Raw genomic sequence first — 23,934 nt, forward strand, 5'->3', positions numbered from 1 at the left:
TTGAATTATTCAACTCTTATCCTTCCGGTGTACTGGTTTCCCCGGAACTTCATCCCCTTGGTGAAGCCGCCCGGATATCCCAGTTCCTTACTTCTCGCGTTTGCCAGCAACAAATGTTCCCGGCTAAGGGAGGCTACAAAACCTTTGTCCTTTTCCAGTCCCATCTCTCGGGCCTTCCGGGTGACGCTGCGTTCGGAAACACCGAGCATTTCGGCCAGCTCCCGGTTGAGGGTATTGTGATAGTGGCGACGCATGATGGAAAGCATATTACCGTTCCAAAAGATACGGGTGGAATATCCCTTATGCTCGACGAGCCATCCCAGTGTCCGGTGCATGAAAGTACCGTCAGCAACCTTCCGGTGCTTGCGGTACTGTTCACGCTTGTACGCCAGCACACATTCATGACACCAGGAACTCCGTCCCCCATTCTTCAACGGATAGAACTCATGCATCCACAACTTTCGGCCGCAATGCGGACAGACACGTTTACGTTTCTGCTTGTTGTTATTCTCACTCATAGCTATTTATACTACATTCATCAGTTCATATTCTAATTTCCCCAATACGGGATAATATTGATATCCGCCTTTCTCACTTGGGCCTGCATCAGCGCCATGGACAGCAACATGCAGACACGTTTGTCAGTCTTAACAATTCCGGATATGGAACCTATAACATGATCACCTTTACCGGTCACGATTGAACCGGCAATCTGCTCAAGCCCGGTCGGATGATCCTTACTTGCCGCAACGATCATAAAAGCGCTAAGATCGTTTTCCTTACAAAAGTTATCCACGTACTGGCAAAGTTCCTTTACTGCCTCTTTCTGTTTTTCTGTAATCATTTTAGTTAAATTTTAATAGTTGACAATATGTTATTTTTCAAGAATATAATCGCACTCAAGAACTTTGACACCACCGTAAAATGTCACTTTGGACGTATCAGTGATACCGAAATGTTCTTTATCCGCAAAAATCATTTTTTTCACACCGGACTTCATTTGCTGGACAACGTCCTTAGCCCTTTTATCAGTCCAGCCATGAGCGGCAAAACCCGCTTTGAACTGGTAAGTGGTCGTTACGGCACCGTTCTGGATCCTGGTGGAAACAGTAACTGTACCCACACAATTTTCTATTGTTTTCTTCTTTCCCATGATGATTATTTATTTGTTGGTTTCCAATCCACTGTTATGATCGCATCCAGTTCACCGCTGCCTTCACAGACCGGACAGGGTTTCCGCACATCCTCGCGGCTGCCTTCTTCCGTTCCCCAGAACCAGCCGTTACCCTTACAGTAACCACACTTGTGACCGGTACTGACAAAGTTCTCACGGTTCATACCCTTACCCATATAAGCAGGTGGGCAGATATCCAATTGTTTCTCGATCTTACTCATCGCGTCGTCTTTTTAATTATCTTATTTACTGCCATTCTCCAGAGCCCCCAGCTCCCAAATTACATATTTGCTGGTGGAACCGCGGTACCGCCCTTTACTGTACGCCACATAACCCTCCACCCATATCTTCAGGTCAGCATCATACATCACACTCGTGGCGGCGTCACCTTTGGGGTTTTTACCACGCGCGTGGCTGATGATGATGAACAGTTTGTCAGGAAACTCCTCTTTCAGTTGGATATAGTCACCGTAGGTCATCCGTGTATACTGGAAACTGTCAATTACAATGATATTATAGCTCTTGTGACGACGCAGACGCTCCCTGAGCGTCGGGATATCCTCCTTGATGAAAGCCAGCTGACGGCTCACTCCCGCCATACCAAAGCGCCTCAGGTTATTCTGGACCGTCAGACGCGTACCCTCTTCCAAGGAATCGATCGCGATACGATCATACTTGCACAACTCTTTGCACAACTGCATCACAAAAGAAGTCTTCCCGTTACCGCTGTTACCCCAGATAAACCACACTCCGGTACGTTCCGGGGTATCGAAGGCTTCCTTCCACTTCCCCTCGAAGGGGAACACCTCATACTTTTTGCTGAGGATGTCCTTTACACTCAATGCGCGTTTTATACCGGCCCTCTTATTATCCTTTTTTCCCTCTTCCATGGTCAGAAAAGTTTAAGTTGCCGGATATCGTCAATTTTGTCAAGAACGGCCTGGCGGGCGGCACCCTGCATCTTCCTCTGGCAGAGCATCCAGCCGAGCGCCCACAGAAGGGCATTATTACGGGTTGAAAACTGCCCCCATTTGCGTCCTGGATTGAAGCCGCCGCCGAAATTGTTCACTTGCATGTGTACGCCGGAAGTCCACCAGCCGTCCTGCTGCCCCACAAGAACATCCAGGTAATCGCGACCGTTCCGGTAAACGGACACAGTCTCGTACTCTGTCAGAACAGGATAGTCACTCCAGGGAACAGGAAGCTGACCACGACCGTCTATCCTCAGGTATTCAAATTTATTTTCCATATCCTTAAAATTACGTTTGAACGATATTTGAACGGGTTACAAATCACTCATGCGCTTCACTTTGTGGATGGAATCCTTCACGCGGCGAAGGTCATAATCGCAAGCGGCAGCCTCCTTCATCACGATATCAATATCCTGCCGGGAAGTCAACCCGTTTGCCGTACAAATGGTATAGACATCGTTCTGGTCCGTTGGTTCCAACGTGAAAAACTTGCGTCCGATACGGCTGAAAAATTCCTTATAACCGGGTTTCTGGTATTTCAGCCCGTTACTGATACGCTTGACGATATAGTCGGTACTCAGGAAAACGACACCGCATTTCTCCTCCAACTTGTTGTACAGGCTGATAAAGTAGTGGAACACCGGTTCTGTAAGTTTGTCGGCTTCATCAAACACAAGCAGGGGCACGTCCATCTGGATGATGTCATCCAGGATAAGTCCCCAGACCTCGCGGATATTGCAGCCTTCGGTACGGATACCGACTGTGCGGGCAATCTCGCGGACAAAGTCACCTTTCTTCATGTCTTCGGAGCAAAGGATATAAAAAACCTCCTTGTGGTCCTGAAGGTACATTCGGGCGGTAGTACTCTTACCACAGCCGGCCTCACCGGTTACCCAGCGGACGTTGCGCCAGCGCTGCGCATCGGAAAGCACCTCGGTAATCTCCTGGTACGCACCAGTCTCAACGACCTGCCAGCCGGGTGTGCCCACACCTCCCACCTGGGAGGCCACGTTACGGAACATCTCATCACTGATGTTCTCGAAACGACCGTTCAGGATATTGCTGACAGTGCCCACGCTGACACCTTTCAGACTACCCGCAGCCTTCGTCTGGCTCGGGTATTTGGCCACGTAAGCGCGAAGACGCTCACTGATGGCATTCTTTTCTTTCATTGTAATTTCCATAATCAATCCTATTTTTATAATCAATTTTCTTTAAAATTTTCCGACGATTTTCCGTTTGTCCACCTCACGACGACCGAGTTGGTCCCAGCTTATATTGCTGATCACTTTGGTGGAACGCCCCAGGGCGATTTCTTCCGGGGGCTGGCTGTATTTCTTTGTACGACGGTCTATCTGCCGTTGCACCTCGGCCGTGATACCTTTCAGTTTCGGAGTATTCAGACCATGTTGTTCGGGTGCCACTCCATGCTCGTACTCTATTTCCTTGGCGACCACCTGACGTTCCACGCGATCCTGTATGTTGACCTCCTGTTCCCGGCGGATGAAGGCAGCCTCGCCTTCCCCTTGATCCTGAATTGCACGGTGGATGACCATATAGGGTTCAGCAACACGCTCGAAACGGAACTCGCCGCCCTTGTCCTTCCAGTACAGCCGGACACTACTGAAATCATACGGGTCATACTTGACATAGAACTGCTTGTAAGTATTCCGGCGGCGCCATTCATGATCAGGAACGCCTGGGGAGGAATATACCTCATAGGTACGGGGCTTTCCTCCGATCGTGACCTCGATACCGGAAGAAGTGAACGTGCTCGGGCGGGAAGTCATCACCCAGAAGATATCCACCATGTCACGTGCCGTCACCGCTTCCGTCTCTTCGTTCACACTGGTACTGTACATTTCGATCCGGGAAATGCCGGTGGCCGGATGCTTCATCTCGTTCCACTCCCGGCGTGCCTCGACATATTTCTCCTTCAGCTCGGCAAGGGTATAAAGTTTGTCCTTGTTAGCCTCGATGAACTCAAGGTTCGGGCGGCTGGATGCCTTTTTGGTGGTGATGTTCTGCCCGGTAAACCGCCAGTCCTTATGCAGGACCTGGCTCTGGAAACGGCCGAAAGCCGACTCAATTGTTTTCGACTGACCGCTGTAGGGAGCGGTTGGACGGTGGATATGGCTGATCTTTGCCAGCAGACCGTCCGACACGCGCTCCAGTTTCTTGTGACCGCCTTGGTTGTCATGGACCAGCTCGTAAGGCTTGTGCCCGCTTGTCTGGAGTGCCATGCGGTAAGCATGGTACTGCGCCTCATAGTTCTCGTTCTCGCTGATATGGAAGCCCAACAGCACCTCGCTGTAGGCATCCATGACCTCGTACACGCCGATAGTGCGGACATTGCCGTGTTCATCCCTATAGTAGAGGTTCAGCTTCGTACCATCACCGTACCACAGGCTGTCGCGGCGGCAGGGAAGCTCGGTCTTGTGCTTACGACCGTAACGCTGGTGCGCCTTCATCTCCCCATAGACCGCATCATACCACAAAGGCTCGATACGGGGGCTGTTAAGCCATTCACGCAGGCTGCGGGCACTTTTCAGGGGTTTCCAGCCACGCTCCGGAGCAACACGATTGTATTCCTCGAAAATCTGCATGTCGGTATAGACAGGGACGCGGCTCCGTTTCAGCGCCACGAGGTAACGTCCGGCTTCCTCTTCGATCTTCAGTGTGTTCCTGTTACCATATTTACCGCTGACCAGTATCGCGTAGTTCTGCGGCCTGTATTGCTTCATAAGGCTCTTCAGGCGGCCCTCGCTGCCCGGAAGGGTATGCGCATACTCCTCACGCCATTCCTCAACCCTAAGAAGCAACGTTTCCCATACATTACGGCTGCTGCCCAGCATGTTGCGTTTCGGGCGAAGCGTGTCCAGCTCACTGATCAGCGCGTTAAGCACGGAAGCGTTCCATACATACTCAGTCTGGATCCGTTCGGGAAGGGGAACTTCCTCGCCGTTCTTGTCATAGCGGTACTCCTCGAAGAACCGCTCCGCATTCTCGTCTTTTTTCACTTTGCTCAAAATCATTTCACGTATCATTTTCTGTTCAGGGTCACCGTACTTGGCAACAAAACGTTTCTGGTATTTATCGGGAAGGGAGGAATAAATGATTTGTGCATGGGAACCTTCTCCACCTCCACGATGGGAGCGTTCAATAGTACCACGTTGTAACTGTTTGTCAAGAGCGCCCCTGGTGATCACCGGATCAACTCCACAAGTCAGTTCCTGATAGGTTACGTGCAATGTTTTCTTGTAATATCCCATCTCCCTGTTCGATTATCACTCCTCCAAATCATTCAAAGGGATATGCTTCTTTACCAGTCGTACTGAGGCCCCGAAGTTTAGCACGAGGGCAAGCTCCATCAACGGGTGCTCAAAGACCAGGGAAAGCAGGATCCCGAAACTCAGACAGAAGTAAAGCACGCAAAGGCGCTGCTTACAACTCAGTTGCATAAACCAGCGCAACTGGTCACCGAACAATGCCATCAACTCACTTTTCATCGCTGTCCTTCTTTTGAGGGTTACCACCTACCTTAGTTCCACCGCGCTCAATAGCGAGCTTACGGATAGAACGGGCCAACTTACTATTCTTGCGGAACGCAAGGGAGTGGGAAACCATTTCTCGGGAACAACCCAACAAACCGGCTATTTTACCCACCTCACTGTATTCTACGACTATTCGCTCTTTCATAATTCACTGATATTAAATTATTATAGCGGGCGGTCGCGGACTCGAACCGCGGACCATGACCTCTCCCTTGCAGGAGCTTGGTGTGTTCTACCAACTGAACTAACCGCCCGGAAAATCTATCGAAGTTCTTGTATGGCATCCTCCGGAACACATATCACAGTCCAAACCTGGCCATCTTTCATATAATCGACATTATATTCACGACCGAAAGTACAAATGTTATAGTCCCAGTCGCGGATTACGCCATCAATAACTTCACCGTTTCTCTTGGTGATTCTTACACTTTGTCCCTTTTTAAATTTTGCTTCCATTACATCTTCGTTTCAAAGTATATCAATATCAATTATATCCAACACGTTAGATGTTCTTAGGCTATTCACGACAAGGGTGGCTAATACTATACTGTTTTCTGCCATCCACCTCTTTGCTTGCCTAACAGCCACTTCCTTGCTGTATCCATCCGGAATAAAAGCCCCCAGGTCATTATAACTCCGATCTGTCAATTCAAAATAGTACCGTTTCATAACTTTCTATTTAAGTTCTTCTATCGTAGGGGTAATCCGGTAATCAAAACAGGAACGGCAATAAGCCAACCCGCACTCGTTCTCGCAGACTACAATGCCGGTCAACGCATCAACCTGATAGGCGAAAATATTTTCGTCCTCATTCAACTCTTTAAGAGTGGCAGAAAACAGGTCCATTTCTGCCCAGTCAACAGTTACTTTCAATGCTTTCATTTTCTTCTTTTTATATTTCTCATTGCCACCTCAAGCCTTTTTTGTAGCTTTGGGGCGGTGTTCACACTTTGAACACGTGGCAAATATAAATCATCTTTCGCAAATTGCAAAACAATCTGCGAAATAATTTCGCAAAATATAAAAAACAATGAATAAAAAAGAAAGATTAGAGGCTATTATAAAGCATTATAGTGACGGAAAGCCCTCTGTTTTTGCAAAGTTAATAGGGGTTGCTCCCTCAACCATAAGCTCGTGGCTGTCGCGGGATACACTTGACTACGATCTTCTTTTTGCAAAATGCGAAAATATATCATCAGAATGGCTTTTGACTGGTAGGGGAGAGATGATTAACATACAAACTGCCACTTTTAATAATAAAACTACCCTGCCACAAAAAGAAAGTACGGGAATAGAAGACAAATTATTAGCAATTATAGCAGATAAAGATGCCACTATCCGAGAGATGGCCGAGGAAATAGGTGTACTTAAGCAAACAATCGTGCAACTCAAACAGGAAAGTGCGGGGCGTGTTTCGGATGCAAGGAGTTCAACACTTGCAGGTGTCGGATAAAACGAGTTTTATGGGGTAAAGGGGGTAAAACATAGTAATATATTGTTTTTTAGAGCAATAAACTAAAATATAGGGGAGTAAATAATTATATATGAAATATTATTTACCCCCTGCAATAGTTTATAAACAAAGGAAAACAAGGTACTAAAAAGAAATATTCATAGAAAAATACTCTCAAAACAAGAAAAAAATGTCCGTCCAAATGTCCGTCCAATCGAAACGTTTCGTTTTTCCAACGCCCAAAATGTCCATCCAAGTGTCCGTCCAAATGTCCGTCCTTTCTGTTTTTCCAATCGTTCAAACCGTTCAAATAAGTAGTAGCTTCTTTCAAATGTACTATTTGAAAAGGATATCACCCAAAGGACACAAAAAAAGCCGCAAAAGCGGCTTTATAGACGTTCTAAGACTGTTTTAAATCTTTCTGGTAGTCTTTATCAAGTGCGACTGGATAATCATCGCACGTTTCGTGTATTTTACGGCTCCATCGGTCAAACCGGCATGTAACAGGCTGCTCTTGGTGATGCCGACCTGGCTCTCTGTTAAAGTATCAAATATGGCAGAAATACTACCGAAATAGAGGTTCTTTTTCTCATAAATCAGGTGTACATGGATAACTTTAGTCATATTATATTGCATTTACTTTTCTGCAAATATACCAAATATCATTTATATAGAATAATTTTAATAAAAAAATAGGAGAGAGTAGTATGCACTCCCCTACTCCACTTGTATAAACCGATCTTTTTACCTACCTTTATACATAAGAGCCGATCGGAAACAAATCAGGAGAGTAAATCGACAGCACAATGTCCAATTTCTCCCCTAACCTACGTTCAATGTAAAGCATTTCATTTGAACGGCGTTCAAACGAGACTCAAATGTAAGCCTAATGTAAAGCGATGTAAACGCTTCGTTTTTCCTGTCCACTCTCCCCTACTCTACCATAACACTTTGACAACCAAAGCAATTAAGTATTTTCAGGCCAATCACATATTGACACGCTTCGTTTTTCCCCCCTTACAAGCTCACCTCCACACCCTTGTTTTCCATACTCGCCCAGTTCACGTTCATGGAAGTAAAACCGGTTTCAAGGGGAAGCATACGTAAAGCAATCAAATCGGTACCTCTGCGATAGTAATAATCTACCCCCAGGTTGATGGCCTGATTTAATACTGAGAAGTCAAAACCGACATTCACGGACTGAGTCTTTTCCCAACGCAATTTTTTATTAGGAGCAGAATTGATATCAATCATATCTTCCGAGATACCGGGCAAGATACTTTCTACCCTATATTTACCCAATAAAAAAGGCGAAGTGTTCTTGTCGATATTTCCCTGTAAACCGTATGAAGCACGGAACACCAGGTTATCAATCCACTTTGCTTCTTGCATGAACGGTTCTTGAGACAGGCGCCACAAAGCGCTGACCGAATATAAAGGCAGATAGCGATATTTTTTATCTACCCCGAAGAGATCGGAACCATCGAAACGGATACTTCCACCAACAGTATAACGATTCAGCAATGAATAAGATGCCGTAGAGTAGAATGATACGTAGGCATTTTCCTTATAAGTAGTCTCATGGAGCGGAAAAGAACTGGCATAACTCTCATCAGGAAATACCACCGGTTTCGTAGTCAGCGTTCTACGGTCGAAACCATATCCAGCAGAGAACAAAGTTTCATACCAGGTTTTACGCAACTCGGTACCCACCATCACTTCCAGCTCATGAATATCATTAAAGCTGTCACGATACTCTCCCATAGTTTTCCAGGTAATCTGGGAGTTGCTGTTCTCGTACTTTTTCTGTACTCCACCCTGAGGCAGGAAATACTTTGTTTCACCGTTTTGATCATAATTACTCTTTTTATAAAGAGAACGCATAGCGTAACTGTCCCAGTCTGCAATTTCCTCTTTGGAAGCCTTGTCCAGCTGATAACCGAACTGGGATGTTATCTTCAGCTTATCATTAAAACGCAACTCAGCATCGAATATGGAAGAGAAAGAGTTCACAACGCTCTCAAGAGATGTATTTCGCCGCTCTTCAAATATATTGAATTTCAAATCGGTATCCGTATTATTCTGGATATCATAGTCATAGTTATAATTTCCATCCTTATCGTAAAGTTCGAAATAAGGGTTGGCCTTACGTGAGTAGTAAACCGGATTAGACATACCAAACTTATCTGTTGGATAATCGGTATTCTTTCGACGGTTGGCAAACAGAGAAACTCCCAGTTTCAGCATACGGTTCACCTTATAGGATGTTTTACCCACAACATTGAAACGATCCATACTGACACCTTCCATATTTCCATTTTCTTTATAATATCCCAAAGAAGTATAGTACGTCACTTTTTCTGTACCTCCGGAAAGGCTCAAATTGTATTCCTGGTTAAAAGCATCCCGGAAAAGAATATCACTCCAGTTCGTATTAATACCCTTCAAACGATTGATATCCGCCTGTGCATCTACACTCAACGCATCCCATCCGCCAGATTGGAAAGCAGACACTTCATTGTATTTAGAAAGGATATTATATACACCTCCCTTTTTGTTCTCGGGTGAGTAGTTATTGCGAATCATATCCAATTCCAATCCCACTTTTTCCGATGCATTCATTAAATTCAGCCTATCCAAACTCAATGTAGGTGTATAGGTAAATCTGGAAGAGAAATTAACGACCGGTTTACCTACCTTACCCTTTTTCGTAGTAATCACAATAACGCCATTGGCAGCACGTGCACCGTAAATAGCGGTAGCAGCGGCATCTTTCAAGATGGTTATATTCTCAATATCGGCGGGATTTAATCCAGCGATAGAAGATTGCCGCATATTAGTTATATCGCTTAATTCCTCTTGTTGGGGAATATCCGTTCCTTCAAGGGGAATACCATCCAATACCCATAGAGGATCTTGTGTTCCATGCAAAGAGGCAGTACCACGAATGCGTATCTTTGCCGGAGCACCCGGAGCACCGGAAGTCGGAGTAACAGCAAGTCCGGCAACTTGTCCGGCAAGTGCCTGATCGATACTTTTCACCGCACCGATAGTCTCATCCGAGATATCAAGTTTTGAAACAGCCGCTGTCAATTTACGACGTTCCACGGTTTGATAACCCGTCACCACTACTGCATCCAGCATATGAGCAGAGACATGGAGGGTGATTTCGTACCGATCTTTATTTGGAACAAGTTTCACTTCCTGAACATCATAGCCCAAATAACTGCAAAACAAACGGGTAATTCCGGAAGGAACTGAAATAGAAAATTTACCATCTATGTCGGTAATAACCCCAATTGCAGCCTGAGCACTTCCTGTTTTCTTCAAGTCTTCTGCCACTATATAGACAGAAGCACCAATGAGTGGAAGGTTATCTTCTGAAGATATTACCACACCTTGTACCTGCCTGTCTGTAGCAAAAACAGAAGACAAAACTCCCACAAGGCATAGTAAAACGATTAATAAACGTTTTTCCATGTGTTACAATAAAAAAATTAATACTCTATTGAAATTGATTATATAAATGGAAATTTAGGGGCGTAACGCTCTGACAAGGTCTCCTCTCGGATGACAGTGTTTTTAGGCGCGGATGATACGGATTTTATGCTACGCCCCTAAATTATCATTTAATTCCCAGCGCCGTATTTATGCGCAAAACTAAGTCCTTATAATGATATTTCGTCGCTATATCCGATATTCCCAAGCGGCTTTGCAGCAAATCCTTGATACGCAGCAACTCACCACGTTTCACAGATATCGCATCCGATACCCGGTTTATCTGCGAACCGTAAAAGTTAAGTTCACGGGGAGCACCCATGCGGTCGGAATTCAATGCGCGGCGCGCATGTTCATCGCAACTACAAAGAGGGAGACGATTATCCAACAAGAAATGCCCCTCCATCAACTTCTTGTTTATTTTTACCCCTTCGCTCTCGGAAGCGGCCGTAATCAGAGCATCCACAAAATTCTTTTGCAAGGCACGTGTCATAACATCCGGCACTGTTCCTCGCTCCGTGGTGGCAAAGATACCACGATGCAAACCATCCATTAACTCCACTACCGTAAAAGCTTTCTTGCCATTGACCGATTCATTTTCTAACATACGTATCAGACGATTATTAGCTAACAAATCCCAAAGGATATATGACTGTGCATTCTTCAATACCTGAGTAGGGGCATTCTCTACCACTCCCAGCGGAGTATTACGCAATAAATAAGTGTACTCCCCCACTTCTGTATCAAACAACCACTTCGGATACGTCAGCACCTGATCCAGCAAGAACTTTAAAGCCGCCTGCTGCCTTTCTCTCTCCACAAAAGTATAGGTTTTCTGTCCATCGCCCACCGTGGTATTCTCCAAATAGATACCACCGATATTGGCAAGCACATGATAGAGGTAATTGTTCCACTGATTGATTACCGCATAATACAAGCGAGATGCTTCCTCGTAGGTCTGTCCTTTTTCTCCGGTAGTAGTCCATTGAATAATCTGAGGCACAATACGTTTTAAATTTTCGATACCCAACAGAGACGAGAGAATGGCATCATCCCCCAAATCTTCAATCTGCGCACGAGGGTCAACCGCATCACGAACATCCTGCGCTTCGCTGTATTTGTACAGACGATCCGTATGGCGCCCCAAAAAATCGGCAAGCAATTCCTTTTCCGCTTCCGGAGTCTCTTTTCCATACCAACGATAACCATATTCTATGGCAAACATATCGTAGGGTCCGATATGTGGGGAAAGTGCCGTAATGCCATCCTCCGGTTGTGCCACATAATTAAAACGAGCGTAGTCCATTATAGAAGATGAGGTACTGTTCATACGATCCGTAAATGTTTTGGAACGTAACGAATCTGTCGGGAAAGCCCAAGAGGCTATCATGTTATGGCGCAATCCCAGCGAATGCCCCACCTCATGGCAGGCCACAAAACGCATGGCATCCCCCATCAGTTCGTCCGATAATTTCACCCCTTGAGCTCCGGAGCGTACAGTTCCCGTTTGTACCGTAATCCACTCCTGAAGCATACTCAGGACATTGTGCCACCACATAATATCCGCCTCCAATATTTCTCCCGAACGCGGATCAAGAATAGACGGCCCCATTGCATTGGCTTTGGTAGAAGCGGCGTATGTCAAGACGGAATAATTTACGTCATCTTTATCCACGTTCATGCTGTCCGTCAGTTCTTTGGCTATAATGGCATTCTTAAATCCGGCACGCTCAAAAGCAACCTGCCAATCCTCAATACCTTGCTTAATGTATTTCCGCCAACGACGGGGAGTGGAATTTTCTATATAGAATACAATCGGTTTGGCGGGTTCCACCAATTCACCACGAAGATAGCGTTCACTGTCTTCCGGCTTCGGCTCCATACGCCAACGGGTAATAAACGGTTTCTTATCCACACGTTGCTGTCCGTCGCTATAGTTCAACAGCGGGTTGGTAAAATAACCTACGCGCGGACTGTCCAGACGCCCCATCATCGGTTTTTCGGGGAGTAATAACAAGGAAGAACTCACCTCGACCGTGACAAACACTGTTGTGGTTCCCTCAGTCACCTTTGTAGTCAGTTCGGACGTTGCCACCACATTATTTTCAAAAGACTTAATAGAAAGTATACGCGACAGGTTCTTTATGGCAGAAGTGCCCAAGTTTATATTGGTAAATACATTGTTGATACTGGTTTCCGTACCATCATAGATATCATTCACCTTCACTACCATTTTGGTAGAATCACTATTGAACGCTTCTATTTTGAAACCTGCTATCAACGGAGAAATATAATTGTCTAGTACCGATTGACGTATAGCATCTTCATCAGGAGCCAAAGGCAAAGGACGGCTTTGGCGTACCAATAATTTATTGGCGGCCTTATCCAATTCGAAACGTACCATCTGGTTTTCATAATTCGTGCCACGATTGACACCCGCTTCATTCAGTTCGGAAGGCACACGTTGCAACTTGTTTACCACCAACATATCGCGCCCTAACAAATTTGCAGGCACTTCGAAATAATAATCATTTTTCTTTTGGTAAACATTAAACATACCCTTGCGAACAACAGCCCCGTCACCCGTCAACTTTTCATAAGCACTTTTAGATGGAATACTGTCTTTTGTATCATTTTTCTTTTTCTTCCGGAACCATCCCGTTGTCTCGGGAGATGCAAAATCAGTTTGTCCGGCACGTAAAAATACAGCGGGTCCACACATCAGGACACCTGTAGCAGCCATAATAGGCAGGAATGTTTTCAATCTCATCAATACAATATCTATCTTTATAATATAAACTCCTGTCTGTCAGCAATTCTCTTCTTAATCGCTTTATCAACAAAGCATAAACAGACATTTATTCTACCTCCTATAGAATAATAATGGGGCGCAAAGATAATAAAAGTATGTTTTAAAAGTTACAAAGCAATGTATATTTATGATTTTTCCATGAACAAAAAGAATACTTATGTATTATTAAGAAGTTAAGCGATATTAGAACTCTACACATACTTTCCATAGATCGTATTTTTACAGAGTAACTACTAAATCGCTATGTTTTTAAATAACACCTTGATCTGAAATCCATTTTAAATTCACCTGTATGGTATTTTCTATACAAATTGGGAAAATAATATGAAACGACTAACCACAGAACAATGATAAAATTGTATCTTTGCACCGTTTTATGCACTTAGAAAATAAATAAAGGAAAGATATGATAGCTAAAATCAATCAGCTTCTGCAAGAAGTAGAAACACTGAAAGCCGCTAATGTAGAGGAACTGGAAGCACTCCGCATTAAATACCTTAGTAAAAAGGGAGCCATTAATGACTTGATGGCAGACTTCCGTAATGTAGCAGCCGACCAAAAGAAGGAAGTAGGCATGCGTCTAAACGAACTCAAAAACAAGGCACAAGAAAAAATAGCTGCTCTGAAAGAGCAGTTTGACAACCAGGACAACAGTTGTGATGACCTTGATCTGACTCGTTCGGCTTATCCCATTAAAATGGGTACACGCCATCCGCTCACCATCGTAAAGAACGAAATTATCGACATATTTGCCCGTATGGGTTTTAGCATCGCTGACGGTCCGGAAATAGAAGATGATTGGCATGTATTCTCTTCCATGAACTTTGCCGAAGATCATCCGGCACGTGACATGCAGGATACTTTCTTCATTGAAAATAATGCAGAAAACGTATCACACAATATCATTCTGCGTACACATACCTCAAGTGTACAAAGTCGTGTCATGGAAACCTCACAGCCACCTATCCGTGTATTGTGCCCCGGACGTGTTTACCGTAACGAAGCTATCAGCTATCGTGCACATGCATTTTTTCATCAGGTGGAAGCCTTATACATAGACCGTAACGTATCGTTTACCGATTTAAAGCAAGCACTGTTGCTCTTTGCCCGCGAGATGTTTGGTAACGATACCAAGATACGCCTCCGCCCTTCTTATTTCCCTTTCACAGAGCCGAGTGCCGAAATGGACATCAGCTGTAATATCTGTGGTGGGAAAGGATGTCCTTTCTGTAAAGGTACAGGATGGGTAGAAATCCTAGGTTGTGGAATGGTAGATCCGAATGTATTGGAGTTGAACGGCATTGACAGCAAAATATACAGTGGATATGCTCTCGGTATGGGTATTGAACGTATTACGAACCTGAAATATCGTGTCAACGACTTAAGACTCTTTTCAGAAAACGATACGCGTTTCTTGAAAGAATTCGAAGCCGCCTATTAATAAAATAAGAGAAGGTGTGTCATAATGAAGTGGATTTTATCATTTCGTTCTAACACACCTCTTTTTTCTTAATTATTCCCTACATCAAAATCCAGCATCATGAAAGATAGGCTTGTCACTTCCGATTATTGCTTCATACTGGCAGCAAACTTTCTGTTGTACTTCGGTTTCTGGCTATTGATTCCGGTATTACCTTTCTACCTATCAGAGGTGTTTGAAGCCGGAAATTCTACCATTGGCATCATCCTTTCCTGCTATACTGTGGCTGCCTTATGCATCCGCCCGTTCTCAGGATATCTACTGGACAGTTTCGCCCGTAAGCCACTCTACCTGCTCGCTTACTTTATTTTTATGAGTATGTTCGCAGGATACATCATCGCAGGTTCACTGACCCTTTTTATCTTGTTTCGTATTATTCATGGAATATCGTTCGGAATGGTAACGGTAGGCGGTAATACGATAGTCATTGATATCATGCCTTCCTCCCGACGCGGTGAGGGACTGGGTTATTATGGTCTATCCAATAATATAGCAATGGCGGTAGGTCCCATGTCAGGGCTTTTTCTGCACGATGCCGGAATGAGCTATACCACCATTTTTTGCTATTCAGTGGGGGCATGCCTATTGGGCTTTTTCTGTGCCATGCTTGTGAAGACACCCTACAAACCACCTGTAAAGCGGGAACCAATATCACTTGACCGTTTTATCCTGCTAAAAGGAATACCTGCAGGCATCAGCCTATTGTTGCTTTCTATCCCATACAGCATGACGACTAATTATGTAGCTATGTACGCCAAAGAAATCGGTATCAATGCTACTACCGGTTTCTTCTTTACCTTTATGGCGGTTGGTATGGCAATCTCGCGTATCTTCTCAGGGAAAATTGTGGATAAGGGAAAAATAACACAAGTCATTTCCACTGGACTATACATCGTTGTTGTCAGTTTTTTCCTGTTATCGGCTTGCGTGTATATCATACAATGGGATACCAGAATATGTAATGTCACCTTTTTCACTGTTGCTTTATTGTTAGGTATCGGTTTCGGTATCATGTTTCCGGCTTACAATACCCTATTTGTCAATCTTGCCCCTAACAATCAGCGTGGTACAGCCACTTCCACCTATCTCACCTCATGGGATGTGGGTATCGGTATCGGTATGCTGACTGGAGGATATATCGCAGAAATCAGTACTTTCGACAAAGCATATTTTTTCGGAGCTTGCCTCACCATCCTCTCCATGCTTTATTTCAATTATAAAGTAGCCCCCCATTATCATAAAAACAAATTACGATGAGAAAGAAAGAACGTTATGAGAAAATAATTGCTTGGTTCAAAGAAAACCGTCCTGTGGCAGAAACCGAGTTACATTATGATAATCCGTTTGAATTACTAATCGCAGTAATCCTTTCGGCTCAATGTACGGACAAGCGGGTAAATATGATAACTCCCGCTCTCTATCGTGATTTCCCTACCCCGGAGGCACTTGCCGCCACTACTCCCGAAGTAGTCTATGAATATATCCGTAGCATATCCTACCCCAACAACAAAGCGAAACATTTAGTGGGAATGGCAAAGATATTAGTGAAAGACTTTAACAGCCAGGTACCCGATACATTAGAAGAACTCATCAAGTTACCCGGTGTGGGACGTAAAACCGCCAATGTCATCCAGTCTGTCGTTTTCAACAAGGCTGCAATGGCGGTAGACACACATGTATTCCGCGTCAGCCATCGTTTGGGACTGGTTTCAGACAAGTGTACCACTCCTTTCAGTGTAGAAAAAGAATTAATAAAACACATCCCAGCTGTAGATATTCCCATCGCGCATCATTGGCTTATCCTACATGGACGTTATATCTGTCAGGCGCGTACACCTCAATGTGACAACTGTGGTTTACAATTACTGTGCAAATATTATTGCCGGAAATATAAAGTAAGTAAAGAGAGTAGTGATACAGAAGAATAAATGACTATTTCATAGCGAAAAAAAGAAATAAACATTAACTTTGCGCTCACAAAAAAGATTCAGTAACACTTTTAAATAATATAGAGTATTATGACAATTGATCAATTTAACTTTGCCGGAAAAAAGGCATTCGTTCGCGTGGACTTTAATGTACCCTTGGACGAAAACTTCAACATTACAGATGATACCCGTATGCGTGCCGCTCTTCCTACCCTAAAGAAAATTTTGGCTGATGGCGGTAGTATTATCATTGGCTCTCATCTCGGTCGCCCGAAAGGTCCCGCTGATAAGTTTTCCTTGAAACACATCTTGAAACATCTTGAAGAGTTGCTGGGTATCGAGGTGCAGTTTGCTAATGACTGTATGGGCGAAGAAGCTGCAGTAAAGGCTGCTGCTCTGCAACCAGGTGAAGTGCTGTTGCTCGAGAATCTTCGTTTCTATGCTGAAGAAGAAGGAAAACCACGTGGTTTAGCAGAAGATGCAACAGACGAAGAAAAAGCTGCTGCAAAGAAAGCCGTAAAGGAAAGTCAGAAGGAATTTACCAAAAAATTGGCTTCTTACGCTGATTGCTATGTAAATGACGCATTCGGTACCGCTCACCGCGCACATGCTTCTACGGCATTGATTGCCAAATATTTCGATAAAGACAACAAGATGTTTGGTTACTTGATGGAGAAAGAAGTGAAAGCTGTTGACAAGGTGTTGAATGACATCCATCGTCCATTCACAGCCATCATGGGTGGTTCCAAGGTTTCTTCTAAAATTGAAATTATCGAGAATTTATTGAACAAGGTTGATAACTTGATTATTGCTGGTGGTATGACTTATACCTTCACCAAGGCTATGGGAGGTAAAATCGGTATTTCTATCTGCGAAGATGACAAGCAGGATTTGGCTCTCGACCTCGTAAAAAAAGCTAAAGAAAAAGGTGTAAACCTTGTTTTGGCTGTTGACGCAAAAATCGCAGATTCATTCTCGAACGATGCTAATACTAAATTCTGCCCGGTAGATCAAATTCCTGACGGATGGGAAGGTCTGGATATCGGTCCTGAAACTGAAAAGATTTTTGCCGATGTTATTAAGAATTCCAAAACTATCCTTTGGAATGGTCCTACTGGCGTATTTGAATTTGAAAACTTCACTCATGGTTCACGTGCAGTAGGTGAAGCTATTGTCGAAGCTACTAAAAACGGTGCATTCTCACTCGTAGGTGGCGGTGATTCTGTAGCTTGCGTCAACAAATTCGGTTTGGCAAATGGCGTATCTTACGTTTCTACCGGTGGTGGTGCGTTGCTTGAAGCCATTGAAGGCAAAGTTCTTCCAGGTATCGCTGCTATCAACGAATAAGAAGAATTAATATTATGCAAAAGGGCAATTCTTTGAAAAAAGAGTTGCCTTTTTTAATCATAATTCCAACACATGAAACGAATTCTACTATCCTGTTTTCTTTTTCTCTTTGCTTTTATGCTAAAAGCACAAGATGCTTGTCTGAATGATATAGTCAATACTTTGAAAGAACGCATCAGTCTTGCTGGATATGCACAAGTAGGGTATACCTACGAAAATACCAACGAAAAGAACACCAATACTTTCGATATAAAGAGAGTAATTTTCATGGCACGGGGTAAAATTACCGATAAATGGTCGTGCTACTTTATGTATAGTTTTGCCAATACCGGAAAGATATTGGAAGCTTATACCGAATATAAATTTCTTCCAGAACTCACCGCCCGTATCGGACAGTTCAAAACAATGTACACCATCGAAAACCCAATGTCTCCTTGTTTTGTAGAATTAATTAACTGTTATTCTCAGTCAGTCAATTATCTGGCAGGTATCAATGGTAGCGATCCACTATATGGTTCCAATAGTGGTCGTGATATGGGTATATTGATTTACGGTAATCTTTTCAAGAAACTCATAAGTTATAATCTTGCTGTAATGAACGGACAAGGTATTAATCTGAAAGACAAAAACAATCAAAAAGATATAGTAGGTAGTTTAATGGTTAATCCTATGAAATGGTTATCAGTAGGTGGTTCTTTCATTAAAGGAAAAGGATGTGCCATAGCAACTTCTTCCATTAATCCCGATATCACTGTAGGTGAAAATTACACACGTAACCGTTGGTCAGCAGGTGCAACTATCCAAACAAAGCCCATCAGCCTGCGTACCGAATATCTTGCCGGTAAGGATGGACATGTAAAGAGCGACGGATATTATGCCACAGCTTCCGTACACATATTGCCTAAATTTGATATAGTGATATCGTACGACTACCTCAACAAAAACAAGTCAATAGCCGACAAGCAAAACAATTATATAACCGGCGTACAGTGGTGGTTCTACCCCAAGTGCCGTATACAAGCACAATATACATACTGCGACTCCCACAAGGGAGGACATTCTAATTTGTTACAGACACAGTTACAAGTCAGATTTTAAAAAACAAAACAGTATCGAACTTTTTGGCATCCTTTTTGTATATTTGTAGAATATATACTTAAAAGAATACGAATTTATGAATGAGCAAGCCATACAAGAGCAATATCAACAAATCATTATCCTGTTGCAACAGAAGCGGTTGAAAGAGGCACAGTCTCAATTGGAAGCTTTCCTTTGGAATTGTAGCGACTGGACGCTACGTACCAGATTGGAACAGACCAAAGTCTCCTATCAGTATATGCTACAATATATGCGACAAGGAATAAAAGATCCTGAACGACAAAAACTCTACCGGCAACTTCTCGCCGATACCTGGGAGATTGCCGATCAAACTCGTATCAGCTTGCTCAACGGAGTTTCAATTCGTTATTATCATGCTCTTCATAAGAACAAGATAAATATGACAAAAGATTACTCCATACTTGACTGGCTGAAAATATTGGAGTCATTTCCTGATGATCTGGCTGTCTGCCAACTGATGCCCGATAATAGACAAGGACTAGATAATGTTTTGCAACGTCATGAGGAAACCGGGCAATATTTATTCCTCACCACATGGGGAAACAGTAGCTGGACCATGGAAAACGAGCAACAGGCTAAAGCTTTTTTAGATTCGGAACTTTTACCTGTCAATGATCTATGTATGTTCATAGGCGCTGTCATGCTTAGTTTGATGGAATGTTTCGACTCTCGTAAATTTCTATGGTTGCTGGATGCAACCACCCATGCAGATACACAGGTCAGCCAACGCGCATTAGTGGCAATTACCATCATATTGCATGTACATCCTTACAGACTATCTCTTTACCCGGAACTTATGGCACGTCTTTCTTTATTCAATGAAGACGGAAGTTTCGGTAAACAGTTAAATCGTGTGTACATCCAACTACTTCGTAGCCAGGAGACAGAAAAGATTGACAAAAAAATGCGTGAAGAAATCATTCCAGAAATGATGAAAAACGTAGGTATCATGCGTAATATGAAATTTGGTTTTGAGGAAATTGCTGAAGAGAATGACCGTAACCCTGACTGGGAAAAGGCCTTTGAGGAATCGGGATTAGGAGATAAAATACGAGAAATGAATGAATTACAGTTAGAAGGTGCCGATGTATACATGAGTACTTTTGCACAACTCAAGAGTTATCCATTTTTCCAGAACCCACATAATTGGTTCTATCCATTCGATATGTATCACTCCAGCATTATCCATGAATTCGGGTTAAAACCAACGAATGACAATGCTGTTTTATCTCTAATATTGCAATCGGGATTTTTCTGTAACAGTGATAAATATTCGCTTTGCTTTACAATGGCACACATTCCTCAAGCCCAACGTAACATGATGCTAAGTCAAATGACTTCGCAGGATTTAAACGAACTGATGGATGAAAACAAATCATCTGGTTTACGACAATATGCCCAACGGCCAGATGTTATCAGTAATCAATATATCCACGATCTATATCGTTTCTTCAAACTGAGTCAGCGCCGTCATGAGTTTCGTGATATTTTCAAGGAAGAAATTGCATTACATCGTATCCCGGCATTAAAAAATATCTTGCAGAAGCCAGAATTACTGGTTGCTGTTGCCGACTTCCACTTCCATAAGGAACACCCTGTTGAAGCATTGGAGATTTATAAGGAAGTAATAGATATGAATTCTGCCAATGCTGATATTTTTCAAAAAACAGGTTATTGTTTGCAGAAAGAAAAGCACTATAAGGAAGCTATCGATGCCTATCGCAAAGCAGATATACTGAAACCCGACCATGTATGGACTATCCGCCATCTTGCTACATGTTATCGCCAGATGCGTAACTTCAACTCTGCCCTCGAATATTACAAAAAAGCGGAAAGTATTCAACCTGATAATCGCAACATACTGTTTTATATTGGAAATTGTTTGGCAGAATTGGAACGATATGAGGAAGCCTTACAATATTTCTTCAAATTGGATCTGATGGAGAATAATTGTGTCAAAGCATGGCGCGCTATAGGGTGGTGCTCTTTTATCAGCGGAAAGCATGAACAAGCCATGAGGTATTACGACAAGGTACTTGAATTAAAACCCATTGTAACCGATTTTCTCAATGCAGGACATGTGGCATGGAAGTTGGGCAATTTGGAGAAGACAACCCAATTGTATAGAAAAGTTGCTATTGAAAGTGGAAGCAGGGAAACATTCCTCGAAATGTTTGACAAAGATAAGAAAACGCTTATCAAGCAAGGCATAGATGAAAAAGATATGCCGTTGATGTTGGATTTGATTAGTTGAAAGTTTAAGATTTAAACTTTCAACTGAACAAGTTCTTTATAAAGTCTTTGTACCGGAAGTCCCATTATGTTATAATAACTCCCCGAGATATTTTCAACGCCGATAAAACCGATCCACTCCTGTACACCATATGCCCCAGCCTTATCCATAGGCTTGTAAGTATCTACATAATATGTGATTTCTTCTTCACTTAGTTCTGCAAAACGAACCTCTGTCTGTGCAGTGAAACTACGTTGCCATTCTGTCGTAGTGAGACAAACACCTGTAAAAACTTCATGGGTACGGCCAGACATTGTTCTTAACATACACATGGCATCCTCCCTATCCTTAGGCTTTCCAAGTACTTTCTCATCTAGCCAAACAATAGTATCGGCGGTAATCATCAACTCTCCTGGCTTCATCATATTCAGATAGGCATTTGCCTTTTCTTTAGCAATGAAGAGAGGTATATCAGCCCCTTTCAGTGTATCAGGATATGTCTCATCTACATCTGGTAAAGTACGTACTTCATAGTCCACACCCAATCCGGCCAATAAATCCTTCCTGCGAGGAGAATTAGAAGCGAGTATTACTTTGTATTTCTTTAAAATATCTAGCATAACAACATTTGCTGATTACAAATCACTAATTATTACTTTTCAATTTACGGTATTGTATCGGTATCACCACCCAAAAGCCCTTTCATCTGCCATCCAGAGTCCCTTCACCTTTAGAACTTGTTCCACGATATCACGCCCACAACCATATCCTCCTTTCTGATGGGAAATATAACGTGCTACCTCCTTTACTTCCGGAGCGGCATCTTTAGGGCAACAAGGTAATCCACACGTAGTCATCACCTCAATATCGGGAATATCATCACCCACATACAAAATCTCCTCATCACGTAGACCATGACGATCACGAAAATCCCGATAATCATGAATTTTCACGGAAGATCCCAAGTAAATATCTTCCGCTGCCAGCCCCAAAGCAAGGAAACGTTTACGTACAGCTTCGGTACGTCCACCTGTAATAATACCCAATGGAATACCCAACTTAGCAGCCAGATGCAAGGAATAACCATCTTTTATATTCACTGTACGCAATGGCTCTCCATCTGTACTCATGGAAATAACATTGGCACTCAACACGCCATCCACGTCAAAAACAAGGGCTTTTATCTTCTGCAAATCGTAATTGATTGTACTCATGCTGTATCTTTTTAATAAAGTTTTTTCAGGACAAACGATGTATACTCTCACTTATTAACCGATACAGTTCCTGTATTTGGGGTTCATCGACAAGCATCTGCAAGTGATTATTGATTACATTCTTATCGTAACGTATAGCAGGACCGGTTTGTGCAAGATGAGGATTCAGTTCATGTACCTTACGGGCTGTTTCGTCTATCAATGGCAACATCACCTCGAAAGGCAGTTCATATTTCTCCAATAAATCAGCGGCAAGAGTATACATGTGATTTGTAAAGTTACAAGTAAATACTGCTGCCAAATGCAAGCTCTTCCTTTGCTCAGAAGTTGCTTCATATACTCTTTCGGAAAGAACAGCGGCGATATCTTTCAAAAAACGGGTATCTTCTGCCGAATTACTCTCTACAAAAATAGGTATATCGCTAAAATCTACTTTACGTTGTTTACTAAAGGTTTGCATGGGATAAAACACCCCATATCGTTCAATCTGTCCTTCCCACACATTCATCGGGATACTACCAGCTGTATGCACCCACAAACCTTTCTCCTTTCCCAAAATAATCTCAGGAAGCAGTTCCACAAAAGCCGTATCCTTCAAGGAAACTATATAAAGTCGTGCATTATTGATTACAGTAGACAAATCTGTTGTATACTCCGCCTCAACGGTTTGCGCCAATACCTGCGCTGCTTCTACTGTCCGGCTGTAAATCTGAGCTATGCGAAAGCCTTTATAATAAAGTTCTTTCGCCAGATTAGTTGCTAGATTTCCAGCACCAATAAAGACAATGGAGGTGTCTTCTATACTTCTTTTCATCTTACCTAGTTGAAATTAAATATAATATACCACCGATTATTAACAATGCCACAGGCAAAAGGTAAGCAGACATTGTACCAAGCAATGCTGTTATCAACCCAAAGTTCAATATCAACCACAATCCTATGAGTACCAGCCCTACGGACTTATCACGCTTGAAACACAAGAAAACCACTGCCGTATAAAGCAAGAAATTATCCTTATTCATCACCCAAGGTAACCCCAATGTCGAAAAATGTATAAGCTTATCTATCATATAAAGAATACCGAAAACAATCAGCGTGATAGCGGTGGCTCTATATGTATCCCGATTATTGTTTGCTTTCGCCGCACTCAC

26 protein-coding genes, 1 tRNA gene and 1 pseudogene are annotated in these 23,934 nt (G+C 43.1%); 7 read left to right on the forward strand and 21 right to left on the reverse strand.

What is annotated here, in order from left to right:
• Positions 1-5 precede the first annotated feature (5 nt).
• The 14 genes from DXC10_RS09640 to DXC10_RS09705 all read right to left on the reverse strand — a co-directional run bounded on the left by DXC10_RS09640 (position 6) and on the right by DXC10_RS09705 (position 6,581).
• Positions 6-518, reverse strand: coding sequence for a hypothetical protein (locus DXC10_RS09640; protein ID WP_117737767.1), 513 nt, complete (start codon positions 516-518; stop codon positions 6-8).
• Between the two features lie 32 nt (positions 519-550).
• Positions 551-844 carry a hypothetical protein gene (locus DXC10_RS09645; RefSeq protein WP_117737768.1) on the reverse strand — a complete coding sequence of 98 codons (294 nt, stop codon included), beginning with the start codon at positions 842-844 and terminating at the stop codon, positions 551-553.
• 30 nt (positions 845-874) lie between these two features.
• The gene (locus DXC10_RS09650) at positions 875-1,153 is read right to left on the reverse strand and encodes a hypothetical protein (RefSeq protein ID WP_117737769.1); all 279 of its coding nucleotides are present in this window, start codon (positions 1,151-1,153) and stop codon (positions 875-877) included.
• A gap of 5 nt (positions 1,154-1,158) precedes the next feature.
• On the reverse strand, positions 1,159-1,395 hold the full coding sequence (locus DXC10_RS09655; protein ID WP_005943978.1) for a hypothetical protein: 237 nt from the start codon (positions 1,393-1,395) through the stop codon (positions 1,159-1,161).
• A gap of 21 nt (positions 1,396-1,416) precedes the next feature.
• Positions 1,417-2,064, reverse strand: coding sequence for an ATP-binding protein (locus DXC10_RS09660; protein ID WP_005943980.1), 648 nt, complete (start codon positions 2,062-2,064; stop codon positions 1,417-1,419).
• 2 nt (positions 2,065-2,066) lie between these two features.
• Entirely contained in the window at positions 2,067-2,423 is a 357-nt protein-coding gene (locus DXC10_RS09665; RefSeq protein WP_117737770.1) for a hypothetical protein, read from the reverse strand.
• A gap of 36 nt (positions 2,424-2,459) precedes the next feature.
• Positions 2,460-3,329 carry an AAA family ATPase gene (locus tag DXC10_RS09670; protein WP_117737771.1) on the reverse strand — a complete coding sequence of 290 codons (870 nt, stop codon included), beginning with the start codon at positions 3,327-3,329 and terminating at the stop codon, positions 2,460-2,462.
• Positions 3,330-3,359: 30 nt separating this feature from the next.
• Complete coding sequence (locus tag DXC10_RS09675; RefSeq protein ID WP_117737772.1) at positions 3,360-5,417, reverse strand: kinase; 2,058 nt, start codon at positions 5,415-5,417, stop codon at positions 3,360-3,362.
• A gap of 15 nt (positions 5,418-5,432) precedes the next feature.
• Positions 5,433-5,654 carry a hypothetical protein gene (locus tag DXC10_RS16730; protein ID WP_117737773.1) on the reverse strand — a complete coding sequence of 74 codons (222 nt, stop codon included), beginning with the start codon at positions 5,652-5,654 and terminating at the stop codon, positions 5,433-5,435.
• A complete protein-coding gene (locus DXC10_RS09685) occupies positions 5,644-5,844 on the reverse strand; it encodes a hypothetical protein (RefSeq protein WP_005943989.1) in 201 nt (66 codons plus the stop codon). Before DXC10_RS09685 ends, DXC10_RS16730 begins: the two co-directional genes overlap by 11 nt.
• A 26-nt stretch (positions 5,845-5,870) precedes the next feature.
• Positions 5,871-5,953: transfer RNA gene (locus tag DXC10_RS09690), tRNA-OTHER, on the reverse strand.
• A gap of 7 nt (positions 5,954-5,960) precedes the next feature.
• The gene (locus tag DXC10_RS09695) at positions 5,961-6,155 is read right to left on the reverse strand and encodes a hypothetical protein (RefSeq protein WP_004325640.1); all 195 of its coding nucleotides are present in this window, start codon (positions 6,153-6,155) and stop codon (positions 5,961-5,963) included.
• Positions 6,156-6,167: 12 nt separating this feature from the next.
• Entirely contained in the window at positions 6,168-6,368 is a 201-nt protein-coding gene (locus DXC10_RS09700; RefSeq protein WP_117737774.1) for a hypothetical protein, read from the reverse strand.
• Between the two features lie 6 nt (positions 6,369-6,374).
• Positions 6,375-6,581 (reverse strand): hypothetical protein, encoded by a 207-nt coding sequence (locus DXC10_RS09705; RefSeq protein WP_117737775.1) that lies wholly within the window; start codon positions 6,579-6,581, stop codon positions 6,375-6,377.
• A gap of 148 nt (positions 6,582-6,729) precedes the next feature.
• Here DXC10_RS09705 and DXC10_RS09710 point away from each other — a divergent pair, with 148 nt between their 5' ends.
• Positions 6,730-7,152: a helix-turn-helix domain-containing protein gene (locus DXC10_RS09710; RefSeq protein WP_117737776.1), complete on the forward strand. Its 423-nt coding sequence runs from the start codon at positions 6,730-6,732 to the stop codon at positions 7,150-7,152.
• A 411-nt stretch (positions 7,153-7,563) separates the two neighbouring features.
• Here DXC10_RS09710 and DXC10_RS09720 read toward each other — a convergent pair whose 3' ends face one another.
• From DXC10_RS09720 to DXC10_RS09730, 3 genes and pseudogenes are all read right to left on the reverse strand, one after another.
• Positions 7,564-7,776 carry a hypothetical protein gene (locus DXC10_RS09720; RefSeq protein WP_117737812.1) on the reverse strand — a complete coding sequence of 71 codons (213 nt, stop codon included), beginning with the start codon at positions 7,774-7,776 and terminating at the stop codon, positions 7,564-7,566.
• Between the two features lie 396 nt (positions 7,777-8,172).
• Positions 8,173-10,632 (reverse strand): annotated as a pseudogene (locus DXC10_RS09725) (SusC/RagA family TonB-linked outer membrane protein); the annotation flags it as partial.
• A gap of 145 nt (positions 10,633-10,777) precedes the next feature.
• A complete protein-coding gene (locus DXC10_RS09730; protein WP_101545018.1) occupies positions 10,778-13,420 on the reverse strand; it encodes a zinc-dependent metalloprotease in 2,643 nt (880 codons plus the stop codon).
• Positions 13,421-13,868: 448 nt separating this feature from the next.
• On the opposite strand from DXC10_RS09730, the gene pheS reads away from it, so the two are divergent.
• From pheS to DXC10_RS09760, 6 genes are all read left to right on the forward strand, one after another.
• Positions 13,869-14,903: a phenylalanine--tRNA ligase subunit alpha gene (gene pheS, locus DXC10_RS09735; RefSeq protein WP_101545016.1), complete on the forward strand. Its 1,035-nt coding sequence runs from the start codon at positions 13,869-13,871 to the stop codon at positions 14,901-14,903.
• 99 nt (positions 14,904-15,002) lie between these two features.
• Positions 15,003-16,199: an MFS transporter gene (locus tag DXC10_RS09740; protein WP_117737778.1), complete on the forward strand. Its 1,197-nt coding sequence runs from the start codon at positions 15,003-15,005 to the stop codon at positions 16,197-16,199.
• The gene (gene nth, locus DXC10_RS09745) at positions 16,196-16,870 is read left to right on the forward strand and encodes an endonuclease III (RefSeq protein ID WP_101545013.1); all 675 of its coding nucleotides are present in this window, start codon (positions 16,196-16,198) and stop codon (positions 16,868-16,870) included. The genes DXC10_RS09740 and nth overlap by 4 nt, the downstream gene beginning before the upstream one ends.
• 87 nt (positions 16,871-16,957) lie before the next feature.
• Entirely contained in the window at positions 16,958-18,217 is a 1,260-nt protein-coding gene (gene pgk / locus DXC10_RS09750; protein ID WP_117737779.1) for a phosphoglycerate kinase, read from the forward strand.
• A 72-nt stretch (positions 18,218-18,289) separates the two neighbouring features.
• Positions 18,290-19,315, forward strand: coding sequence for a porin (locus DXC10_RS09755; RefSeq protein WP_101545010.1), 1,026 nt, complete (start codon positions 18,290-18,292; stop codon positions 19,313-19,315).
• 76 nt (positions 19,316-19,391) lie between these two features.
• On the forward strand, positions 19,392-21,590 hold the full coding sequence (locus tag DXC10_RS09760; protein WP_117737780.1) for a tetratricopeptide repeat protein: 2,199 nt from the start codon (positions 19,392-19,394) through the stop codon (positions 21,588-21,590).
• 11 nt (positions 21,591-21,601) lie between these two features.
• Here DXC10_RS09760 and DXC10_RS09765 read toward each other — a convergent pair whose 3' ends face one another.
• The 4 genes from DXC10_RS09765 to DXC10_RS09780 all read right to left on the reverse strand — a co-directional run bounded on the left by DXC10_RS09765 (position 21,602) and on the right by DXC10_RS09780 (position 23,934).
• Positions 21,602-22,189, reverse strand: a complete 588-nt coding sequence (locus DXC10_RS09765; protein ID WP_101545006.1) for a Maf-like protein — start codon at positions 22,187-22,189, stop codon at positions 21,602-21,604.
• 63 nt (positions 22,190-22,252) lie between these two features.
• Positions 22,253-22,783 (reverse strand): HAD family hydrolase, encoded by a 531-nt coding sequence (locus DXC10_RS09770; RefSeq protein ID WP_101545004.1) that lies wholly within the window; start codon positions 22,781-22,783, stop codon positions 22,253-22,255.
• Between the two features lie 25 nt (positions 22,784-22,808).
• Positions 22,809-23,597 carry a Rossmann-like and DUF2520 domain-containing protein gene (locus DXC10_RS09775; RefSeq protein ID WP_101545002.1) on the reverse strand — a complete coding sequence of 263 codons (789 nt, stop codon included), beginning with the start codon at positions 23,595-23,597 and terminating at the stop codon, positions 22,809-22,811.
• A gap of 1 nt (position 23,598) precedes the next feature.
• A complete protein-coding gene (locus tag DXC10_RS09780) occupies positions 23,599-23,934 on the reverse strand; it encodes a hypothetical protein (RefSeq protein ID WP_101545000.1) in 336 nt (111 codons plus the stop codon).

This window comes from Bacteroides sp. OM08-11 (assembly GCF_003438665.1).
GTDB classification, from domain to species: domain Bacteria; phylum Bacteroidota; class Bacteroidia; order Bacteroidales; family Bacteroidaceae; genus Bacteroides; species Bacteroides cutis.

Coding starts and splice junctions, on each gene's coding strand:
- DXC10_RS09765 (WP_101545006.1), bottom strand. CDS start 22,189: ATGCTAGATATTTTAAAGAAATACAAAGTAATACTCGCTTCTAATTCT.
- DXC10_RS09755 (WP_101545010.1), top strand. CDS start 18,290: ATGAAACGAATTCTACTATCCTGTTTTCTTTTTCTCTTTGCTTTTATG.
- DXC10_RS16730 (WP_117737773.1), bottom strand. CDS start 5,654: ATGAAAAGTGAGTTGATGGCATTGTTCGGTGACCAGTTGCGCTGGTTT.
- DXC10_RS09685 (WP_005943989.1), bottom strand. CDS start 5,844: ATGAAAGAGCGAATAGTCGTAGAATACAGTGAGGTGGGTAAAATAGCC.
- DXC10_RS09665 (WP_117737770.1), bottom strand. CDS start 2,423: ATGGAAAATAAATTTGAATACCTGAGGATAGACGGTCGTGGTCAGCTT.
- DXC10_RS09760 (WP_117737780.1), top strand. CDS start 19,392: ATGAATGAGCAAGCCATACAAGAGCAATATCAACAAATCATTATCCTG.
- pheS (WP_101545016.1), top strand. CDS start 13,869: ATGATAGCTAAAATCAATCAGCTTCTGCAAGAAGTAGAAACACTGAAA.
- DXC10_RS09670 (WP_117737771.1), bottom strand. CDS start 3,329: ATGGAAATTACAATGAAAGAAAAGAATGCCATCAGTGAGCGTCTTCGC.
- DXC10_RS09660 (WP_005943980.1), bottom strand. CDS start 2,064: ATGGAAGAGGGAAAAAAGGATAATAAGAGGGCCGGTATAAAACGCGCA.
- DXC10_RS09675 (WP_117737772.1), bottom strand. CDS start 5,417: ATGGGATATTACAAGAAAACATTGCACGTAACCTATCAGGAACTGACT.
- DXC10_RS09730 (WP_101545018.1), bottom strand. CDS start 13,420: ATGAGATTGAAAACATTCCTGCCTATTATGGCTGCTACAGGTGTCCTG.
- DXC10_RS09740 (WP_117737778.1), top strand. CDS start 15,003: ATGAAAGATAGGCTTGTCACTTCCGATTATTGCTTCATACTGGCAGCA.
- DXC10_RS09775 (WP_101545002.1), bottom strand. CDS start 23,597: ATGAAAAGAAGTATAGAAGACACCTCCATTGTCTTTATTGGTGCTGGA.
- DXC10_RS09770 (WP_101545004.1), bottom strand. CDS start 22,783: ATGAGTACAATCAATTACGATTTGCAGAAGATAAAAGCCCTTGTTTTT.
- DXC10_RS09645 (WP_117737768.1), bottom strand. CDS start 844: ATGATTACAGAAAAACAGAAAGAGGCAGTAAAGGAACTTTGCCAGTAC.
- DXC10_RS09720 (WP_117737812.1), bottom strand. CDS start 7,776: ATGACTAAAGTTATCCATGTACACCTGATTTATGAGAAAAAGAACCTC.
- DXC10_RS09705 (WP_117737775.1), bottom strand. CDS start 6,581: ATGAAAGCATTGAAAGTAACTGTTGACTGGGCAGAAATGGACCTGTTT.
- DXC10_RS09700 (WP_117737774.1), bottom strand. CDS start 6,368: ATGAAACGGTACTATTTTGAATTGACAGATCGGAGTTATAATGACCTG.
- DXC10_RS09650 (WP_117737769.1), bottom strand. CDS start 1,153: ATGGGAAAGAAGAAAACAATAGAAAATTGTGTGGGTACAGTTACTGTT.
- nth (WP_101545013.1), top strand. CDS start 16,196: ATGAGAAAGAAAGAACGTTATGAGAAAATAATTGCTTGGTTCAAAGAA.
- DXC10_RS09695 (WP_004325640.1), bottom strand. CDS start 6,155: ATGGAAGCAAAATTTAAAAAGGGACAAAGTGTAAGAATCACCAAGAGA.
- DXC10_RS09710 (WP_117737776.1), top strand. CDS start 6,730: ATGAATAAAAAAGAAAGATTAGAGGCTATTATAAAGCATTATAGTGAC.
- DXC10_RS09655 (WP_005943978.1), bottom strand. CDS start 1,395: ATGAGTAAGATCGAGAAACAATTGGATATCTGCCCACCTGCTTATATG.
- DXC10_RS09640 (WP_117737767.1), bottom strand. CDS start 518: ATGAGTGAGAATAACAACAAGCAGAAACGTAAACGTGTCTGTCCGCAT.